The 19,982-nt window shown below is 73.5% G+C and carries 18 protein-coding genes and 1 pseudogene; 16 read left to right on the top strand and 3 right to left on the bottom strand.

From position 1 onward, the window contains the following. The first annotated feature begins 32 nt into the window (after positions 1–32). The 3 genes from efp (at position 33) to V2J52_RS02255 (ending at position 1,913) form a co-directional block, all read left to right on the top strand. Complete coding sequence (gene efp / locus V2J52_RS02265; protein ID WP_331226033.1) at positions 33–596, top strand: elongation factor P; 564 nt, start codon at positions 33–35, stop codon at positions 594–596. 1 nt (position 597) lies between these two features. Next, a complete protein-coding gene (nusB, locus tag V2J52_RS02260) occupies positions 598–1,029 on the top strand; it encodes a transcription antitermination factor NusB (protein WP_331226032.1) in 432 nt (143 codons plus the stop codon). A gap of 131 nt (positions 1,030–1,160) precedes the next feature. Further along, positions 1,161–1,913, top strand: coding sequence for an MBL fold metallo-hydrolase (locus V2J52_RS02255; RefSeq protein WP_331226031.1), 753 nt, complete (start codon positions 1,161–1,163; stop codon positions 1,911–1,913). Between the two features lie 15 nt (positions 1,914–1,928). Here the strand turns inward: V2J52_RS02255 and V2J52_RS02250 are convergent, their stop codons facing one another. Further along, the gene (locus tag V2J52_RS02250) at positions 1,929–2,795 is read right to left on the bottom strand and encodes a universal stress protein (protein ID WP_331226030.1); all 867 of its coding nucleotides are present in this window, start codon (positions 2,793–2,795) and stop codon (positions 1,929–1,931) included. Positions 2,796–3,015: 220 nt separating this feature from the next. Between V2J52_RS02250 and pyrR the strand changes: the two genes are divergently transcribed. The 10 genes from pyrR to coaBC all read left to right on the top strand — a co-directional run bounded on the left by pyrR (position 3,016) and on the right by coaBC (position 13,877). Next, positions 3,016–3,597, top strand: coding sequence for a bifunctional pyr operon transcriptional regulator/uracil phosphoribosyltransferase PyrR (pyrR, locus tag V2J52_RS02245; protein WP_331226029.1), 582 nt, complete (start codon positions 3,016–3,018; stop codon positions 3,595–3,597). Continuing rightward, positions 3,594–4,589: an aspartate carbamoyltransferase catalytic subunit gene (locus V2J52_RS02240; protein ID WP_331226028.1), complete on the top strand. Its 996-nt coding sequence runs from the start codon at positions 3,594–3,596 to the stop codon at positions 4,587–4,589. The genes pyrR and V2J52_RS02240 overlap by 4 nt, the downstream gene beginning before the upstream one ends. Continuing rightward, positions 4,586–5,905, top strand: coding sequence for a dihydroorotase (locus V2J52_RS02235; protein WP_331226027.1), 1,320 nt, complete (start codon positions 4,586–4,588; stop codon positions 5,903–5,905). The genes V2J52_RS02240 and V2J52_RS02235 overlap by 4 nt, the downstream gene beginning before the upstream one ends. Next, entirely contained in the window at positions 5,902–7,101 is a 1,200-nt protein-coding gene (gene carA, locus V2J52_RS02230; RefSeq protein ID WP_331226025.1) for a glutamine-hydrolyzing carbamoyl-phosphate synthase small subunit, read from the top strand. Before V2J52_RS02235 ends, carA begins: the two co-directional genes overlap by 4 nt. Continuing rightward, positions 7,101–10,397, top strand: coding sequence for a carbamoyl-phosphate synthase large subunit (gene carB / locus V2J52_RS02225; RefSeq protein ID WP_331226024.1), 3,297 nt, complete (start codon positions 7,101–7,103; stop codon positions 10,395–10,397). The genes carA and carB overlap by 1 nt, the downstream gene beginning before the upstream one ends. Next, complete coding sequence (pyrF, locus tag V2J52_RS02220; RefSeq protein ID WP_331226023.1) at positions 10,394–11,275, top strand: orotidine-5'-phosphate decarboxylase; 882 nt, start codon at positions 10,394–10,396, stop codon at positions 11,273–11,275. Before carB ends, pyrF begins: the two co-directional genes overlap by 4 nt. Before the next feature lie 144 nt (positions 11,276–11,419). Then, the gene (gene mihF, locus V2J52_RS02215; protein WP_331226022.1) at positions 11,420–11,731 is read left to right on the top strand and encodes an integration host factor, actinobacterial type; all 312 of its coding nucleotides are present in this window, start codon (positions 11,420–11,422) and stop codon (positions 11,729–11,731) included. A gap of 5 nt (positions 11,732–11,736) precedes the next feature. Further along, a complete protein-coding gene (gene gmk / locus V2J52_RS02210) occupies positions 11,737–12,318 on the top strand; it encodes a guanylate kinase (protein WP_331226481.1) in 582 nt (193 codons plus the stop codon). A 73-nt stretch (positions 12,319–12,391) separates the two neighbouring features. Further along, on the top strand, positions 12,392–12,655 hold the full coding sequence (rpoZ, locus tag V2J52_RS02205; protein ID WP_331226021.1) for a DNA-directed RNA polymerase subunit omega: 264 nt from the start codon (positions 12,392–12,394) through the stop codon (positions 12,653–12,655). Positions 12,656–12,662: 7 nt separating this feature from the next. Continuing rightward, the gene (gene coaBC, locus V2J52_RS02200; protein ID WP_331226020.1) at positions 12,663–13,877 is read left to right on the top strand and encodes a bifunctional phosphopantothenoylcysteine decarboxylase/phosphopantothenate--cysteine ligase CoaBC; all 1,215 of its coding nucleotides are present in this window, start codon (positions 12,663–12,665) and stop codon (positions 13,875–13,877) included. Positions 13,878–13,895: 18 nt separating this feature from the next. Here coaBC and V2J52_RS17005 read toward each other — a convergent pair. Beyond that, positions 13,896–14,528 (bottom strand): annotated as a pseudogene (locus tag V2J52_RS17005) (aminoglycoside phosphotransferase family protein); the annotation flags it as partial. Positions 14,529–14,624: 96 nt separating this feature from the next. Between V2J52_RS17005 and metK the strand changes: the two are divergent. Continuing rightward, complete coding sequence (gene metK / locus V2J52_RS02195) at positions 14,625–15,827, top strand: methionine adenosyltransferase (RefSeq protein WP_331226019.1); 1,203 nt, start codon at positions 14,625–14,627, stop codon at positions 15,825–15,827. 229 nt (positions 15,828–16,056) lie between these two features. Then, entirely contained in the window at positions 16,057–18,093 is a 2,037-nt protein-coding gene (locus V2J52_RS02190) for a primosomal protein N' (protein WP_331226018.1), read from the top strand. Positions 18,094–18,130: 37 nt separating this feature from the next. Here V2J52_RS02190 and V2J52_RS02185 read toward each other — a convergent pair whose 3' ends face one another. Next, the gene (locus tag V2J52_RS02185; RefSeq protein WP_331226017.1) at positions 18,131–19,204 is read right to left on the bottom strand and encodes a YeiH family protein; all 1,074 of its coding nucleotides are present in this window, start codon (positions 19,202–19,204) and stop codon (positions 18,131–18,133) included. A 97-nt stretch (positions 19,205–19,301) separates the two neighbouring features. On the opposite strand from V2J52_RS02185, the gene V2J52_RS02180 reads away from it, so the two are divergent. Beyond that, positions 19,302–19,946, top strand: coding sequence for an HAD family hydrolase (locus tag V2J52_RS02180; RefSeq protein ID WP_331226016.1), 645 nt, complete (start codon positions 19,302–19,304; stop codon positions 19,944–19,946). The last annotated feature ends 36 nt before the right edge of the window (positions 19,947–19,982 follow it).

The raw sequence follows: 19,982 nt of genomic DNA, 5'->3' as shown, positions 1-19,982 counted from the left end.
CGCCGCACATCCCCCGACGCAAGGATATTTCTGTGGCTTCGACCAACGACCTCAAGAACGGCATGGTGCTCGTCATCGATGGGCACCTGTGGTCCGTCGTGGAGTTCCAGCACGTCAAGCCGGGCAAGGGCCCGGCCTTCGTGCGCACCAAGCTGAAGAACGTGCTGTCGGGCAAGTCGGTCGACAAGACCTTCAATGCCGGCGTGAAGGTCGAGACCGCCACGGTCGACCGTCGCGACATGCAGTACCTGTACCAGGACGGCGCCGACTACGTCTTCATGGACAGCAGCACCTACGAGCAGCTGACGGTGATGGCCGACACCATCGGCGACGTCGCGAACTTCCTCCTCGAGGAGCAGGTCGCCACCGTCGCGATGCACGACGGCCAGGTCCTCTACGTCGAGATGCCGACCTCGGTGGTCATGGAGATCACCTACACCGAGCCCGGCCTGCAGGGTGACCGTTCCTCGGCCGGCACCAAGCCCGCGACCGTGCAGACCGGTTACGAGGTCCAGGTCCCGCTGTTCCTCGAGACCGGCACCAAGATCAAGGTCGACACGCGCTCGGGGGACTACCTCGGTCGCGTGAACGACTGACATGGGAGCACGCAGCAAAGCCCGTACCCGCGCGATCGACGTCCTCTACGAGGCCGACCAGCGGGAAGTGTCCGGCCGGCCCATCGGGCTGCTCGACCTCCTCGCCGAGCGTCTGCAGCACACCACTGCGCAGACGGCCCTGCCGCAGTACGCCGTCGACATCGTCGAGGGGGTAGCGACCCACAGCGAAGAGATCGACGAGCTGCTGACCACCTACTCCCAGGAGTGGACCCTGGAGCGGATGCCGGCGGTGGACCGCGCGATCCTGCGCCTGGGCACCTGGGAGCTGCTGTACAACGTCGACGTGCCGGGCGCCGTCGTCGTCGACGAGGCGGTGGCGCTGGCCGCCAAGCTGTCCACCGACGACTCGCCGCGGTTCGTCAACGGCCTTCTCGGCCGGATCCTCACGCTCGAGGCCGCGCCCCGCGATTGAGCACGGTGCGCGGCGGGCGCAACCGCCTCCCGGGGTGCGCGCGCCCGCCCGCCCGGCGATAGTGGCACGTGACTCGCGTCACGGCCGACTGTGGTCGCGGCGTGCCGGACGAGCCGAAGCGGGGAGTGAGCATGACGACCGTCACCGAGGTAGCTCCGGGGGTCCACCTCGTCAGCCGGGCCGCCGTCAACTGCTACCTCATCGAGGACGACGACGGCCTCGCCCTCATCGATGCCGGCGTGCCCGCGATGTGGCGCCAGCTCGGCGAGGCGATCAGATCGCTCGGGCACCGGCCCCGCGACCTGCGAGCACCGGCCCTCACCCACGCCCACTTCGACCACGTGGGGCTCGCCCGACGCCTCCAGGAACGGCTGGACCTGCCGGTCTGGGCCCACCCGGAGGACCACCGCCTCGCGGCACACCCGTACCGCTACGCCCACGAGAACCCGCGGGCCGCCTACCCCGTCAAGCACCCGGCCGCGGTGCCCATCCTCCTGCGGGTGGCGGCCGCGGGTGCGCTGTGCGTCCGTGGGGTCGAGCTCGACCGGGTGCGGTCGCTCGTGCCCGGCCGCGAGCTGCCGGTGCCGGGGCGGCCACAGGTCCTGGCGACGCCGGGCCACACCTATGGGCATGTGGCGCTCCACCTGCCCGACCGTGACGTCGTGCTCAGCGGTGACGCGCTGGTGACGCTCGACCCGTACACCGGCCGGACCGGCCCGCGGATCGTCGCCGGCGCCGCGACGGCGGACTCCGCGCTCAACCTGCGCACCCTCGACGCGGTCGCGGGCACCGGTGCCGGCACCGTGCTGCCCGGTCACGGCGCGCCGTGGCGGCAGGGCGCCGCCGCGGCGGTCGCGCTGGCACGGGAAGCCGGCCCTGCCTGACGGAGCGTCCCGGGTCTACTGCCGCGGCCGGACCACCGCGACGACGGCGGCGTGCTGCAGCACCCCTCGACTCACCGAGCCGAGCAGGGTGCTGGCCAGACCGCCTCGCCCGCGGGAGCCGACCACGGTGAGGCTGCCACGACGCGACGCGTCGGTGATCGCCTCCACCGGGTGGTCATGGACGATATCGACGTCGGCGGGCACGTCCGGGAACTCCTCGCGCCACCGGTTCGCCTGCTGTTGGGCATCGGCCGCCGCGGCACGGGCGGCACGCTCGACGATCTCGATCGTGCGGCTGTCGCGGAAGGCGTCACGCACCGGTGGTGCGGGCGGGATCGCCTGCACGAGGAGTACGCCGAGGCCGCGCCGGGCGGCGTGGTCGAAGGCAAACCGCACGGCGTCGTCGGCGTTGCCGGTGGGGTCCAGCCCGACGACGACCGGACCGTGCGGCGCGGTCGGCTCGTCCCTCACGACGACGACCGGGCCGTGCGCGTGGGCCGACACCCGCTGCGTGGTGGAACCCAGCAGCGGACCGGACAGCCGCCCCAGGCCGCGAGCGCCCATGACGACGACGGCGGCCGTCCGCGACGCCTCCACCAGCGCCTCACCGGCGGTCGTCGAGATCGACCCGGTCGTCACCGTGAGGTCGTCGTCGGCCAACGTCTCCGCGGCGTCCTCGAGGACGGCGTCGCCATAGCGGCTGAGGTCCTCCTCGAGGTACGCGGCCCAGGCCTGGCTGCCCCCGGCGAGCTTGGTCGCGTGGAGCACGTGCAGGCCGGTACCGAGGAGCGCGGCCTCGGCCGCCGCCCATCGCAGGGCCTGGTCCGCCAGCGCTGATCCGTCGTGCCCGACGACGACGGCTCCCGCAGGAATGTCACTCATCTCACACCTCGTCTCCTCGGGGCCGGAGATGCGGCGGATACCGGCGTCCGGCCACCTCTTTCCAGCATCCCACCAACTGTCGGGCGCCGCGCTGGTATTGCCGACAGCGGTGGCTGCGGCCCGTGCGGCGGACCGGGAGCGCACCGGTCACCGGGTAGCATCAGGGCGATCTGCCCGTCCTTTAAGACCCGTCCCGTGAGGCGGGGAAGGAGCATGCCAGATGGACTACGACACACCTGTGCCCTCGGCGTTGCCGGAGGTGACCGTCCTCGGCCCGCCCGAGATCGCCCGGTCACTGACCCGCATCAGCCACGAGATCCTCGAACGTTCCGACGCCGATGACGTCGTCCTCCTCGGGATCCCCACCCGCGGCGTCCCGCTCGCGCAGCGGCTGCACAGCCGTCTCGTCGACGCCGGTGGCCGCGCCTCGCTCGGCGCGCTCGACGTCACGATGTACCGCGACGACCTGCGCTCCCAGCCCACACGCACGCTGCTGCGCACCGAGATGCCCAGCGGCGGCGTCGACGGCAAGCTCGTCGTCCTCGTCGATGACGTGCTGTTCTCCGGCCGCACCATCCGCGCGGCGCTGGACGCGCTGGCCGACCTCGGCCGCCCGGCCCGGGTGCAGCTCGCGGTGCTCGTCGACCGCGGCCACCGGGAGCTGCCGATCCGGGCCGACTACGTCGGCAAGAACCTGCCGACGTCACGGCACGAACGCGTGAGCGTGCGGCTCGCCGAGATCGACGGCGAGGACGCCGTGAGCATCGTCAAGCCGCGGCCGGCGGGGGAGGACGCCCGATGAGGCACCTGCTCTCGGCCCGCGACCTCGACCGGGACGCCGCCGTCGCCCTGCTCGACACCGCCGAGGAGATGGCCGCCACCCAGTCCCGGCAGATGCGCAAGCTGCCGACGCTGCGCGGGCTGACGGTCGTCAACCTGTTCTTCGAGGACTCCACCCGGACCCGGATCTCCTTCGAGGCCGCCGCTAAGCGGCTGTCGGCCGACGTCATCAACTTCGCTGCCAAGGGCTCCAGCGTCTCCAAGGGGGAGTCGCTCAAGGACACCGCCCAGACGCTCCAGGCGATGGGCGCCGACGCCGTCGTCGTGCGGCACCACTCGTCCGGGGCCCCGCACCGGCTGGCGTACTCCGGCTGGATCGACGTCCCGGTGGTCAACGCCGGGGACGGCACGCACCAGCACCCGACGCAGGCCCTGCTGGACGCCTACACCATCCGGCGCCGCCTCACCGGTGGTGGCCCGGACGGCGACACGCGCGGCGGGGACCTGCGCGGCCTGTCCGTCGTCGTCGTCGGGGACGTACTGCACTCCCGGGTGGCGCGCTCCAACGTCGAGCTGCTGACCACGCTCGGTGCCGACGTCACCCTGGTCGCGCCGCCCACCCTCGTGCCGGTCGGGGTGCAGGCGTGGCCCTGCACGGTCTCCTACGACCTCGACCGGACCCTGGCGCAGGGCCCCGACGCGGTGATGATGCTGCGCGTCCAGCGCGAGCGGATGTCCAGCGCCGGGGGCGGCTTCTTCCCCTCGCCGCAGGAGTACCACCGCCAGTACGGGCTCACCCGCAGCCGGCTCGCCGCGCTGCCCGACCACGCCATCGTCATGCACCCCGGGCCGATGAACCGTGGCCTGGAGATCTCCGCCGAGGCCGCCGACAGCCCCCGCTCGACGGTCGTCGAGCAGGTCGCCAACGGTGTCTCGGTGCGGATGGCCGTCCTCTACCACCTGCTCGCCGGAGCCCCGGCGACGTCCTCCAGCGACCTCGGAGCCGCCTCGTGACCAGCTATCTCCTGCGGGGTGCCGCGCCGCTCGGCGGGCCCACCACGGACCTTCTCCTCGCCGACGGCGTCATCGCCGCCATCGGCCCCGACGCCGCCCGGCAGGCCGGGCCCGACGCCCAGACCATCGACGCCGAGGGTCTCGTCGCGCTGCCCGGGCTCGTCGACCTCCACACCCACCTGCGCGAGCCCGGCCGGGAGGACGCCGAGACCGTGTGGTCCGGCACCCGCGCAGCGGCGGCCGGCGGCTTCACCGCTGTGCACGCGATGGCCAACACCTCCCCGGTGGCCGACACCGCCGGCGTCGTCGAGCAGGTCTGGCACCTGGGCCGGGCGGCCGGCTGGACCGACGTGTTCCCGGTCGGCGCGGTGACCGTCGGCCTGGCGGGAGAACAGCTCGCCGAGCTCGGCGCGATGGCCGCCTCCCAGGCCCGCGTCCGGGTGTTCTCCGATGACGGCAAGTGCGTGTGGGACCCGGTCCTCATGCGCCGGGCGCTGGAGTACGTCAAGGCCTTCGACGGCGTCATCGCCCAGCACGCCCAGGAGCCGCGGCTCACCGAGGACGCCCAGATGAACGAGGGTGTCGTGTCGGCCGAGCTCGGCCTCACCGGCTGGCCGGCGGTCGCCGAAGAGGCGATCATCGCCCGCGACGTCCTGCTCGCCGAGCACGTGGGCTCCCGGGTGCACATCTGCCACTTGTCGACCGCCGGCTCGGTGGAGATCGTGCGCTGGGCCAAGGCCCGCGGGATCGATGTCACCGCCGAGGTGACTCCCCACCACCTGCTGCTCACCGACGACCTGGCGCGCAGCTACGACCCCACCTTCAAGGTGAACCCGCCGCTGCGCACCGACGAGGACGTCCGCGCGCTGCGGGCGGCGCTGGCCGACGGCACCATCGACATCGTCGCCACCGACCACGCGCCCCACCCGATGGAGGACAAGGACTGCGAGTGGCCGCAGGCCGCCTTCGGGATGACCGGGCTGGAGACCGCGCTGCCGGTCGTGCTCGAGACCATGGTCGAGCCCGGCCTGATGACCTACGCCGACGTCGCCCGAGTGCTCTCCGCGCGGCCGGCGCAGATCGGCCGGGTCGAGGGCCACGGCCGGCCGATCGCGGTCGGCGAGCCGGCCAACCTCACCCTCGTGGACCCCGCCGCCCGGCTGACCGTCGACGGCGCCCAGCAGGTGACCGCCAGCAGCAACACCCCGTTCCAGGGCCGTACCCTGCCCGGGCGGGTCGTGGCCACCTTCCTGCGCGGTCGCGCCACTGTGCGCGACGGCCGCCCCGTGACCCAGCAACCAGAAGGAGACCGGTGAGTACCAGTCGAGACGACGCCCTGCTCATCCTCGAGGACGGCTACGTGCTGCGAGGCCGCGCCTACGCCGCGAGCGGCCGTACCGTCGGTGAGATCGTGTTCGCCACCGGGATGACCGGCTACCAGGAGACCCTCACCGACCCGTCCTACCACCGGCAGATCGTCACCTTCACCGCGCCGCACATCGGCAACACCGGTGTCAACGAGGAGGACCAGGAGTCGCCCAAGGTGTGGGCAGCCGGCGTCGTCATCCGGGACGCTGCCCGCCGTGCCTCGAGCTGGCGGTCGACCGGTGCGCTCGAGGCCGACCTCGCCTCCCGCGACGTCGTCGGGATCTGCGAGGTCGACACCCGCGCGCTCACCCGCCACCTGCGTGACCGCGGCGTCATGCGGGCCGGGATCTTCTCCGGCTCGGCACTGCCGGCCGGCGGCACCGACCCGGGCCAGCCGGCGCTCGACGTGCTGCTCGAGCTGGTCCGGCAGGCACCGCGGATGAACGGTGCCGCGCTGGCGGCCGAGGTGTCCACCCAGGAGAGCTACGTCGTCGAGCCCTCGGGCGCCTACACCGGCAAGGAGCCGGTGGCGACCGTCGTCGCCGTCGACCTAGGCATCAAGTCCCGCACCCCCGAGGAGCTGGCCCAGCGCGGGCTGCGCGTGCACGTCGTGCCGCAGCACACCAGCCTCGCCGGGGTGCTCGAGCTCGCGCCCGACGGCGTGTTCTTCTCCAACGGCCCGGGCGACCCGGCCACCGCCGACGCCGAGGTGGAGCTGCTGCGCGGCGTGCTCGGAGCCGGTGTGCCGTTCTTCGGGATCTGCCTGGGCAACCAGCTGCTCGGCCGGGCACTGGGCTTCGGCACCTACAAGCTCGACTACGGCCACCGCGGCGTCAACCAGCCGGTCATCGACCGGGCCACCGGCAAGGTGGCGATCACCGCGCACAACCACGGGTTCGCGGTCGACGCGCCGGTCGGCGAGCCGGCCGTCGCACCGTTCGACGGCGGCCGCTACGGGCGGGTCGAGGTCTCCCACGTCTCGCTCAACGACGGCGTCGTCGAGGGGCTGCGCGCCCTGGACGTGCCGGCGTTCTCCGTCCAGTACCACCCGGAGGCGGCGGCCGGCCCGCACGACGCCTCCTACCTGTTCGACCGCTTCGTCGATCTCATCGTCACCCACCAGACCACCGGAGAGGACGCCTGATGCCGCGTCGCGAGGACCTGCGTTCCGTACTCGTCATCGGATCCGGGCCGATCGTCATCGGCCAGGCCGCCGAGTTCGACTACTCGGGCACCCAGGCCTGCCGGGTGCTGCGCGAGGAGGGCCTGCGGGTCATCCTCGTCAACTCCAACCCGGCCACGATCATGACCGACCCGGAGATCGCCGACGCCACCTACGTCGAGCCGATCACCCCGGAGATCGTCGCCTCGATCATCGCCAAGGAGCGGCCCGACGCGCTGCTGCCCACCCTCGGTGGGCAGACCGCCCTCAACACCGCGATCGCGCTCGACGAGGCGGGCGTGCTCGCCGAGTACGGCGTCGAGCTCATCGGTGCGTCGATCGCCGCGATCCACCTGGCCGAGGACCGCCAGGCCTTCAAGGGAGTCGTCGAGCGCTGCGGGGCCGAGGTGGCCAAGTCGGTCATCGCCCACACCATGGCGGAGTGCCAGGCCGCCGCCGAGGAGCTCGGCTACCCGCTCGTCGTCCGGCCGTCGTTCACCATGGGCGGCCTCGGGTCCGGGCTGGCCTACAACCCGGAGGACCTCGAGCGGATCGCCGGCGCCGGGCTGCACTACTCGCCGACCACCGAGGTGCTCCTCGAGGAGTCCATCCTCGGCTGGAAGGAGTTCGAGCTCGAGCTCATGCGCGACCACGCGGACAACGTCGTCGTCGTCTGCTCGATCGAGAACGTCGACCCGGTCGGCGTCCACACCGGCGACGCGATCACGGTGGCGCCGGCCCTGACCCTCACCGACCGCGAGTTCCAGAACATGCGTGACATCGGCATCGCGGTCATCCGCGAGGTCGGTGTCGACACCGGTGGCTGCAACGTCCAGTTCGCCATCGAGCCCAGCACCGGCCGGGTCATCGTCATCGAGATGAACCCGCGGGTGTCGCGGTCCTCCGCGCTCGCCTCCAAGGCCACCGGGTTCCCGATCGCCAAGATCGCCGCGCGACTGGCCATCGGCTACACGCTCGACGAGATCCCCAGCGACATCGTGTCCTCGACCCGGACCGTCACCGCGGCCTTCGAGCCGACGCTCGACTACGTCGCGGTCAAGGTGCCGCGGTTCGCCTTCGAGAAGTTCCCGGCGGCCGACCCGGTGCTCACCACCACGATGAAGTCGGTGGGGGAGGCGATGGCGCTGGGCCGCAACTACACCGAGGCGCTGCAGAAGGCGCTGCGTTCCATCGACACCCCCGACGCACAGTTCCACTGGCGCGGCGCCGCCCCGGGCACCGAGGAGACCGCGGCGCTGCTGGAGACCATCAAGGTGCCGACCGCCCACCGGCTGGTCGAGGTCCAGCAGGCGATCCGCGGCGGCGCGACGGTCGAGCAGCTCTTCGAGGCCACCAAGATCGACCCGTGGTTCCTCGACCAGATGCTGCTCATCGACGAGGTCGCCACCACCGTGGCGCAGGCCCCGGCACTGACCGTCGAGGTCCTCGCACTGGCCAAGCGCCACGGCTTCGCCGACCGGCAGGTCGCCGAGCTGCGTGGGCTGGGGGAGGACACCGTCCGCGAGGTGCGTCACGCCTACGGGCTGCGGCCGGTCTACAAGACGGTCGACACCTGCGCCGCCGAGTTCGCCGCGTCCACGCCCTACCACTACTCCAGCTACGACCTGGAGACCGAGGTCGCGCCCCGTGAGCGCGAGGCCGTGATCATCCTCGGCTCCGGGCCCAACCGGATCGGGCAGGGCATCGAGTTCGACTACTCCTGCGTGCACGCGACGATGGCGCTGGCGGAGAAGTACGAGACCGTCATGGTCAACTGCAACCCGGAGACGGTCTCCACCGACTACGACATCTCCGACCGGCTGTACTTCGAGCCGCTGACCTTCGAGGACGTCCTCGAGATCTACCACGCGGAGCTGGCGGCCGGGCCGGTCGCCGGCGTCGTCGTCCAGCTCGGTGGCCAGACCCCGCTGGGGCTGGCGCGCCGGCTGGCGGACGCGGGCGTGCCGATCCTCGGCACCCCGCCCGACGCCATCGACGCCGCGGAGGACCGTGGCCGGTTCGGCGCCGTGCTCGAGCGCGCCGGCCTGCCCGCCCCCGCCTTCGGCATCGCCACCACTCTCGTGCAGGCCGAGGCGGTCGCCGAGGAGGTGGGCTACCCGGTGCTCGCCCGGCCGTCGTACGTGCTGGGCGGCCGAGGCATGGAGATCGTCTACGGCGTCGAGCAGCTGCGGGACTACGCCGAGCGCACCGGCCTGGACACCTCCGACGGGCCGCTGCTCATCGACCGGTTCCTCGACGACGCGATCGAGATCGACGTCGACGCGATCTTCGACGGCACCGACCTGTACCTCGGTGGCGTCATGGAGCACATCGAGGAGGCCGGCATCCACTCCGGCGACTCCGCCTGCGTGCTGCCGCCGGTGACGATCTCCGACCGTGAGCTCGAGCGGATCGCCGCCTCCACCCGGGCGATCGCCGACGGGGTCGGCGTGCGGGGCCTGATCAACATCCAGTTCGCGCTGGTGTCGGACATCCTCTACGTCATCGAGGCCAACCCGCGTGCCTCGCGGACCGTGCCGTTCGTCGCCAAGGCCACCGGTGTGCCGCTGGCCAAGGCCGCGGCGCTGGTGATGGCCGGCGCCACCGTCGCCGAGCTGCGGGAGCGCGGCATGCTGCCGCAGGACGACGCCCGGGTGACCGACCGCCACGCGCCGATCGCGGTCAAGGAGGCGGTGCTGCCGTTCAAGCGGTTCGCCACCCGCGAGGGCTCGGTCGTCGACGCGGTGCTCGGCCCGGAGATGCGGTCCACCGGCGAGGTCATGGGCTTCGACGTCGACTTCCCGCGCGCCTTCGCCAAGTCCCAGATGGCCGCCTACGGCGGGCTGCCGGACAGCGGCCGGGTGTTCGTGTCGGTCGCGGACCGTGACAAGCGGGCGCTGGCCATCCCGATGGCGCGGCTCGTCAGCCTCGGCTTCGAGCTGCTCGCCACCGAGGGCACCGCCGGCGTCCTGCGCCGCAGCGGCATCCCCGCCACCGTGGTGCGCAAGGCGAGCGACGGCCGCGGCCCCGAGGGGGAGCCGACCATCATCGACCTCATCGACACCGGCCAGGTCGACATGGTCGTCAACACCCCCTCCGGCCAGGGCGCCCGCGCCGACGGCTACGAGATCCGCACCGCGACGACGACGGCGGACAAGCCGATCATCACCACCGTGCAGGAGCTCGCCGCCGCGGTCCAGGCGATCGAGGCCGCGCGCAACGGCGCACCGACGGTGACCTCGCTGCAGGAGTACGACGCCGCTCGGGCGCGCCGGTGACGGCGGCGGCCGGCGCCGCGCCGGTGCCGTTCGGCTGGCGGCTCGCCGACGCGATGGCCGAGCACGGTCCGCTGTGCGTGGGCATCGACCCGCACCCGCCGCTACTGTCCGCCTGGGGGCTGGCGGACACCGCGGCGGGGGTGCGGGAGTTCGGGCTGCGGGTGGTCGAGGCCCTCGGTGGCCGGGTGGCGGCGCTCAAGCCGCAGTCGGCGTTCTTCGAGCGGCACGGCTCGGCCGGCGTCGCCGCCCTGGAGGAGGTGCTGGCCGCCGCGCGGGCGGCCGGCACGCTCACCGTGCTCGACGTCAAGCGCGGCGACATCGGCTCGACCATGGCCGGCTACGCGCAGGCCTACCTCACCGACGACGCGCCGCTGGCGGCCGACGCGATCACGCTCTCGCCGTACCTCGGGCTCGGCTCGCTCGCGCCGGCCGTCGAGCTGGCGCACCGCACCGGGCGGGGGCTGTTCGTGCTCGCGCTCACCTCGAACCCGGAGGGCGCCGGCGTCCAGCACGCCACGGGTGCCGACGGCCGAGCAGTGGCCGCGGCGATCGTCGACGGCGTCGGCGCGCTCAACGCGGCCGGACCGGGCGGCGGCGAGCCACTGGGTTCGGTGGGGCTCGTCGTCGGCGCCACCATCGGGGACGCGGTCGAGGCCCTCGGCATCGACCTCGCCGCCTCGCGGGCCCCGCTGCTCGCGCCCGGGGTGGGCGCGCAGGGGGCCGGCGCGGCCGAGGTGTCACGCGTGTTCGCCGGGGCCGGGCGGGCGGTGCTCGCCAGCACCTCCCGCGGCGTCCTGTCCGCGGGACCGACGGCGGCCGGGCTGCGGGCCGCAGCCGACGCGGCCACCGACGAGGTCCGCACCGCGCTGGCCGGCTGAGGCGAATCCCGCGCGGCGGGGACCATGGTCCCCGCCGCGCCGGCTCGGTAACCTGCTGCTGCTGGCATCATGGCGAGGTCGCGTCGCCCGACCCATGACGCCGGCCCGCCCACCCGTCCCTGCCCCCGACCCCGAGGTGATCCCGTGGCACTTCCGCCGCTGAGCCCAGAACAACGAGCCGCCGCCCTCGCCAAGGCCGCCGCCGCCCGCAGCCGGCGCGCCGAGGTGAAGCACCAGCTCAAGCACCACCAGGTCCGGCTGTCGGAGGTGCTCGCCGGCGCCAGGGACGACGAGGCGCTGGCCAAGCTGCGCGTCGTGGAGCTGCTGGAGTCGATGCCCGGGGTCGGCAAGGTCAAGAGCCGCGCGATCATGGCCGACGTCGGCATCTCCGAGGCTCGGCGCGTGCAGGGCCTGGGCCGCAAGCAGGTCGACGCCCTCCTCGAGATGTTCGGGTGAGCCTCATCGCTGACACGTCCCCCGCGGCCGAGGCCCAGCTGTTCGTCCTCGCCGGCCCCACCGCCGTCGGCAAGGGCACCGTCTCCACCGACCTGCGCCGGCGCTACCCGCAGGTGTGGCTCTCGGTGTCCGCCACCACCCGCAGCCCCCGGCCCGGGGAGATCGACGGCGTCCACTACCACTTCGTCGGCCCGGCGGAGTTCGACCGGATGATTGCCGACGGCGAGCTGCTCGAGTGGGCGCAGGTCCACGGCCGTAACTGGTACGGCACGCCGCGGGCCCAGGTCGAGGAGCGGCTGCGCCGCGGCGAGCCGGCACTTCTGGAGATCGACCTGCAGGGCGCCCGGCAGGTACGCCAGACCATGCCAGGCGCGCACTTCGTCTTCCTCGCCCCGCCGTCCTGGGAGGAGCTCGAGCGGCGCCTCGTCGGCCGGGGGACCGAGGGCCCGGAGGAGCGTGAGCGCCGGCTGGCGTCGGCACGCCGGGAGCTGGCCGCCGTCGACGAGTTCGACGACGTCGTCGTCAACGACGTCGTGACGCGCGCCACCGACGAGCTCGTCGCCCTCATGGGACTGCAGACCGAGTAGACTGGACTGTCTGCGTCTGCGGCGCCCCGCGCCGTGGACCTCCGCCACGTCACCGTCATGAGAGGTTACCGACATGTCCGGAACCGTCGCCCAGCCCGAGGGCATCACCGACCCGCCGATCGACGAGCTCCTCGAGGCCGCCGACTCCAAGTACGCGCTGGTCATCTACGGCGCCAAGCGCGCCCGGCAGATCAATGCCTACAACTCCCAGCTGCAGGAGGGGCTGCTCGAGTTCGTCGGGCCGCTCGTGCCCGCCGCCCAGAACGACAAGCCGCTCTCGATCGCGCTGCGCGAGATCAACGAGGGGCTCCTGACGGTCACCAGGACCGAGGGCTGAGGCACTCGTGGCGGCGCCAGGCCTACGGATCCTGCTCGGGGTCAGTGGCGGGATCGCCGCCTACAAGGCCGTCCTCCTCCTGCGTCTGCTGCGGGAGGACGGCCACCAGGTGCGGGTGATCCCCACCGAGAGCGCGCTGGAGTTCGTCGGCCGTGCCACCTGGGAGGCGCTCTCGGGTGAGCCGGTGACGACGAGCGTCTTCGCCGGCACCACCGACGTCGACCACGTCGCGCTCGGTCGCAGCGCGGACCTCGTCATCGTCGCCCCCGCGACGGCCGACCTGCTCTCGCGTGCCGCCACCGGCCGCGCGGACGACCTGCTGACGACGACGCTGCTCACCGTGACTGCTCCGGTGCTGCTGGCGCCGGCGATGCACACCGAGATGTGGCAGCACCCGGCCACCGTCGCCAACGTCGCCACGCTGCGCGAGCGAGGCATCCGGGTGCTCGACCCGGGCTCCGGCCGGCTGACCGGCTCCGACACCGGTCCTGGGCGGCTGCCCGACCCTGCCCGGATCGCCGAGGCGGCCCTGGCGCTGCTCATCACGCAGGACCTTTCCGGGCGCCGCGTCGTCGTCTCCGCCGGCGGCACCCGCGAGCCGCTGGACCCGGTGCGGTTCCTCGGCAACCGCTCATCGGGCCGCCAGGGCGCCCAGCTCGCCGTCGAGGCCGCCCACCGCGGCGCCGACGTCACGCTGCTGGCCGCCGCGATGGACCCGGCCGCCCGCGCCCTGATCAAGCATCCGGCGATCACGGTGGCCGAGGTCGAGACCACCGCTGAGCTGCTCGACGCGGTCGTGCGGGAGACGGCCACCGCCGACGTGCTCGTCATGGCCGCCGCCGTCGCCGACTACCGGCCCGCCGACGTCGCGGCCGGCAAGCTCAAGAAGGACGACGGTCCGCCCGCCGTCGAGCTGGTCGAGAACCCCGACATTCTCGCGACCGTCGCCGCCGACCGCCCCCACCCGGGTCTCGTCGTCGTCGGCTTCGCCGCGGAGACCGGCACCGACGCCGAGGTGCTCGAGCTCGGCCGTGCCAAGGCTCGCCGCAAGGGCGCCGACCTGCTCGCGGTCAACGCGGTCGGGGAGGGCCGCGGTTTCGGTGATGTCGCGAACGCAGTGACCGTCCTCGACGCCGGCGGGCAGTCCGTGGGCGAGGTGGCGGGCTCGAAGCGCGACGTCGCCCGCGGGCTGTGGGACGTCATCGCCCTGCGGCTGGTCTGATCGCCCTGCGGCTCGCCTGAGCCGACCTCGTCCGGCTCCGGCTGCCCGTGAGACAACCGCAAGGTTGGTCGCCGCGTGGGCCGCGTCGAGCCACGCCGGTCCGGTCGAGGTCTCCACCCAGTCGACGACGCCGACGATCTCGCTCCCGTCCCACAGCAGGTTGCGGTGACTGTAGTCACGGTGAAGGAAGGTCGGTTCGTACGGGGGCGGGCCGCCCTCGAGCACCTCGAAGGCGCGCCGCCAGGAAGCCGGGTAGCGAGACCAGACGGGGACCGTCCACTTCGCCCACGGCGCCCACGACTGATAAGTGCGGAACGGCTCGGCGGGGGACACCTCGTGGATCGTCGCCAGCATCCGGGCCATCGCGCCGAGCCCATCGCCGTCGACGCGGGGGAGGGAACGGCCCGGCAGGCGAGTCATCAGGTGCGCCGCGACCCCCGTGTGATGCCCATCGGCGTCAAGGCCGATGCTCAGCGGGGCGGGGACCGGCGTGCGTGCGAGGACGCGCTGGGCGGCAGCTTCCCGCGCGGTCAGCGCCGCACCGTGGGTACGCCACGGCTCCTCGGTCATGAGACGCAGCACACAACCACGACCGTCGCTGCCGGTCAGCTCGAGCATCGTGGACGTGAGGCCGCCCTCCAACCGGGCCACCTGTGTGACCGAGGTCTCGAGGAGGAGCTCCGCCCACGCCACCGCTTCGTGCCACACGTTTCCTAGCCTAGGCGCACGGTGGCCTAGGATCGTCCGGTGACTTCCAAGCTGCGTCTGTTCACCTCCGAGTCGGTGACCGAAGGGCACCCCGACAAGGTCTGTGACCGGATCTCCGACGCGATCCTCGACGCCATCCTCCGTGAGGACCCCGACGCCCGGGTCGCGGTGGAGACCGTCGTCACGACCGGGCTGGTGACCGTCGTGGGCGAGGTGACCACCAGCGCGTACGTGGAGATCCCGCAGATCGTCCGCGCGGAGGTCAACGCCATCGGCTACACATCGTCCTCCATCGGCTTCGACGGCGACTCCTGCGGCGTGCAGGTCTCGATCGGTCAGCAGTCCCCGGACATCGCCAGCGGTGTCGACAAGTCCTGGGAGAACCGCACCGGCACCGGCGAGCAGGACCCGTTCGCGCTGCAGGGCGCCGGCGACCAGGGCTTCATGTTCGGCTACGCCGACGACGACACCCCGCAGCTGATGCCGCTGCCGATCTGGCTCGCGCACCGCCTCGCCGAGCGGCTGGCGTTCGTCCGCCGCAACGGGATCGTGCCCAGCCTGCGCCCCGACGGCAAGACCCAGGTGACCATCGGGTACGACGGCGACCGCGCGGTCAGCCTCGACTCGGTAGTGGTCTCCAGCCAGCACGACGCCGACGTCACCCAGGCCTGGCTGCGCAGCGCCATCGCCGCCGAGGTGGTCGCGCCGGTGCTTGCCGAGCACGCGCCGCAGCTGTCGGCCGAGGGCCATGACCTGTACGTCAACCCGACCGGCCAGTTCGTCGTCGGCGGTCCGATGGGCGACGCGGGCCTCACCGGCCGCAAGATCATTGTCGACACCTACGGCGGGATGGCCCGCCACGGTGGCGGTGCGTTCTCCGGCAAGGACCCGTCCAAGGTGGACCGCTCGGCGTCCTACGCGATGCGGTGGGTGGCGAAGAACGTCGTCGCCGCGGACCTGGCGCGGCGCTGCGAGGTGCAGATCGGTTACGCGATCGGCAAGGCCAACCCGGTGGGGCTGTTCGTCGAGACCTTCGGCACCGAGACGGTCCCGCGCGACCGGATCGTCGCCGCCATCCACGAGGTGTTCGACCTGCGACCCGGGGCCATCGTCGCGGCGCTCGACCTGCTGCGCCCGATCTACCGGGAGACCAGCGCCTACGGCCACTTCGGCCGCGAGCTGCCGAGCTTCACCTGGGAGCGCACCGACCAGGTGACCGCGCTGCAGACCGCCATCGGCTGACCCACCCGCCCCCGCGCCCCTGCGCACCCGCGCCTGCGCCGCCGCGCACCCGCTCGGCTCGTCCCATTCGATCATCGCTCGCCCCTGCGGGCAGACGAGTGTTGAGCGAGAAGGGCGAGCCATCGAGTGGGCCGGGAGCGCGGAGGGACCGGGACGTCCACAGGTGCCGGTGGGTGGGTGCGGCGCGTCGCAGCGACGTGATGGGATGGTCCTGGGACGGAGGTGACAGGTGGCCGAGGGTCGACAGCTCGAGCTGATCGCGCACACGCCCGCTGCCGAGCGCACCGTCGCTGGTGCCGAGGCGGGCGGCGTCGAGCTACCGGTGGCCCGGGTCGCGGTCGACGTCTCGCTGCCGCACCTCGACCGGCCGTTCGACTACCTGGTGCCGCCGGCGATGGACGCCACCGCCCAGCCGGGCGCGCGGGTGTCGGTACGGTTCGCCGGCAAGGAGCGCAGCGGGTACGTCCTCGACCGAGCCGCCACCACCGACCACCAGGGCGCGCTGACGCCGGTCCGGCGGGTGGTCTCCGCGCTGCCGGTGCTCAGCCCGGAGGTCCGCGAGCTGTGCCGGGCGGTGGCTGACCGCTACGCCGGCACCTTCATGGACGTCGTCCGGCTCGCGGTGCCGCCGCGCCACGCGACCACCGAGAAGTCCGTGCTCCAGGGCACCGCCGAGGACCGCACCGGGCAGACCGCGGCCTGGCTCGCGGGGGAGGCCTGGGACGACTACGTCGGTGGCCCGGCGTACGTCCGCCGGCTGGCCGCGGGGCAGTCGCCGCGGGCGGTGTGGAGCGCGCTGCCCGATGCCACCGGCCACGGCTGGCTGGACGCCATCGCCGAGGCCACCCGAGCGACACTGGCCTCGGGGCGCGGCGTGCTCGTCGTCGTGCCGGCGGCGGCGGAGGTGGAGGCGGTCGCCGAGTCGCTCGCCGCCGCGCTGCCCGGCGAGCCGGTCGTCCGGCTGCAGGCCGACGACGGCGTATCGCGCCGCTACCGCAGCTTCCTGCTCGCGCTCACCGGCCGGGCCCGGGTGGTGGTCGGCACCCGCGCCGCGGCCTTCGCACCGGTGCCGCGGCTCGGGCTGGCGGTGTGCTGGGACGACGGCGCCGACACGCTGGCCGAGCCGCGCGCGCCCTACCCGCACACCCGAGAGGTCCTCGCGCTCCGTGCCGGGCAGGACGGTGCCGCGCTGCTCGTCGGCGGCTGGTCGCGCACCGTGGAGTCGAACGTGCTCGTCGCGTCCGGCTGGGCGCACAGCGTGGTCGCGGCCCGGCGCACCGTGCGCGAGCGCACCGCGCGCATCGAGGCCCCAGGTGATGTCGACCTCGCCCGGGAGGGACCGGCCGCCGCCGCCCGGATCCCGCACCCGGCGTGGCGCCTGGTCAACGACTCGCTGACCGCCGGGCCGGTGCTCGTCCAGGTGCCGCGCGCCGGCTACCTGCCCACCGTCTCCTGCCAGCGCTGCCGGGAGATGGCTCGCTGCGTCAGCTGCCACGGCACCCTCCAGCTGGCCGGCCGGGCGGCAGTGCCCACCTGCCGCTGGTGCGGCCGGGTGGACCGCACCTGGTCCTGCCCCACCTGCCACGGCACCGAGCTGCGCGCCGTCCGGGTCGGCTCGGGCCGCACCGCCGAGGAGCTCGGCCGGGCCTTCCCGATGGTCCCGGTGCTGCTCTCCGGTGCCCGGGCGGACCACGGCATCATCCGGGAGGTCGACGAGCGGCCGCGGGTCGTCGTCGCCACCCCGGGGGCCGAGCCGGTCGCGCGGCACGGCTACGCCGGCGCGCTGCTGCTCGACGGCGCGGTGCTCACCGGCCGCCAGGAGCTCGGCTCCGGCGTCGAGGCGCTGCGCCGGTGGCTGGCGGCCGCGGCGCTGGTACGGGCCGCCCCCGACGGCGGCCGTGTGATGCTGCTGGGCGACCCCGCCCCGGCGCCCGCGCAGGCGCTCGTGCGGTGGGACCCGGTCGGCTACGCGGAACGTGAGCTCGCCGAGCGCAGCGAGCTCGACCTGCCGCCGGCGAGCCGGATGGCCTCGGTCCGGGGCGCCACCTCGGCGGTGGCCGCGCTGCTGCGCCACCTCGAGCTGCCGGCCGGCGCCGAGGTGCTCGGCCCGGTGCCGTGGTCGGCGGACGAGGTCCAGGCCCTGGTGCGCGCGCCGCGCGCGGACGGCGCCCGGCTCGCCCGGGCGCTGGCCCAGGCGTCGGCCGTCCGCAGCGCGCACAAGGATGCCGACGCGCCACGGATCCAGCTGGACCCGACCGAGCTCTGACGAGTCAGGAGCGAACCGACCGGGCAGGCGCCGCGGCTCAGAGGGTGCCGGTGAGCGCCTGCAGGCCCAGCGCGCTGCCGGTGACCAGCAGCCAGAGGATGCCGCCGAACAGCAGCGGGCGCAGCCCGGCGGCGCGCAGCGCCGGCACGTCGGTGGACAGCCCGATGGCAGCGAGCGCGACGGTGATGAGGAACGTCGCCGCCGTCGCGAGGGCGCTGTGCCAGGCCTCGGGCACCAGTCCGACGCTGTTGAGCGCGGCCAGCAGGAGGAACCCGACGAGGAACCAGGGCACCAGCCGCAGGACGCCGGGGCGCGTGGCATCCGCAGCAGCACCGGCGGCGCGGCGGTCGCGGCGCGCGACGAGCATCGCGAGGCCGACGACGATCGGGATGATCATCAGGGTGCGGACGAGCTTGACGACCACCGCCTGGTCGGCGGCCACCGGGCCGAAGGTCGCGGCCGCCGCCACCACCGAGGACGTGTCGTTGACGGCGGTCCCGGCGAACAGCCCGAACGCCTCCTGGCTCATCCCGAGGAGCTGGCCCAGGGGCGGGAAGACGAGCACCGCGGCGATGTTGAAGGCGAACACCGTCGACATCGCGTACGCGACGTTGCTGCCGGTGGCGCGGACCACCGGGGTGACGGCGGCGATCGCCGAGGCGCCACAGATCGCGGTGCCGGCACCGATGAGCACCCGCAGCTCGCCGTCCACCCCCAGCAGGCGCCCGATCTCTGCCGCAGCGACGAGACAGACCGCCACCGTGCCGAGCATCACCGGCAACGAGTCGACGCCCACGCGGGCGACCTCGGCGAGCGAGAGTCGGGCGCCGAGAAGGACGACGGCGAGCTGGAGCACGAGCTTGCTCGCCACCTTGAGGCCGGGGCCGAGCGAGGCGACGGTGGCCGGCGCGCGCCGGCGGACCACGACCCCGACGACGACACCGAGGACGACGCCGCTCACCGGGCTGCCGATCACCGGCAGCGCGGTCCCGACGGCGGTCGCCACCAGCGCGACCGCCACGGCGAGCGCCAGCCCCGGCAGCCGCCCCTGGCCGGCCACCGGGCCGGTCGTCGCGGGCCGCGGCGCCGGAGTATCGGGCGGGAAAGTCATGGCGCCCATGATCTGCCCGTCGCGGCGCTCGGAGCCAATCCGGGCACCGGCGTCGTCTATGGTCGGGCCGGCAGTCAACCGAGAGGCAGGAGCTCAGATGCAGTCCCCGACCACGGTCAGCCGGCCGACGTCCCAGGTCACCACGGTCGTGTTCGACCTCGGCCAGGTCCTCGTCGGCTGGGACCCCTACCTGGCGTTCGCACCGGCCTGGTCGCGGCACGACTACGAGGCGTTCGTCACCGAGATCGACTTCCCGGCCTTCAACCACGAGCAGGACGCCGGCCGCCTGATCGCCGACGCCCGCGACGCCCTCGGCCGGACCCATCCGCACCGGGTGGCGCACTTCGACCAGTACATCGCCCGGTTCGCCGACACGCTCACCGGGCCGGTGCCCGGGACCGCCGAGATCGTCGACGAGCTGCGCGACGCCGGCGTGCGGGTGCTGGGGCTGACGAACTGGTCCGCAGAGACCTTCCACGAGGCTGCGCGGTCCGCCCCGGTCATCGACCGGCTGGAGTCGATCCTCGTCTCGGGCGAGGCCGGGTTGGCCAAGCCTGACCCGGCGATCTACCGGCTGCTGCTCGAGCGGTACGGGCTTGAGCCCGCCCGGACCGTCTTCATCGACGACACCACCGTCAACGTCGATGCCGCGGCTGAGACGGGCATCGTCGCCCTCCACTTCACCGGCGCGGCCGGCCTCCGGGCAGACCTCACGGCACTGGGACTGCCACTGGCCGGGTGACCATCCGGGAGTGCCCGGCCGCGAGCGCACCGCACC

This window comes from Georgenia sunbinii, from assembly GCF_036421875.1.
Classification (GTDB): domain Bacteria; phylum Actinomycetota; class Actinomycetes; order Actinomycetales; family Actinomycetaceae; genus Georgenia_B; species Georgenia_B sunbinii.
Note: the sequence above shows the minus strand (reverse complement) of the source record. Positions and strands in the feature narration are given on the sequence as shown.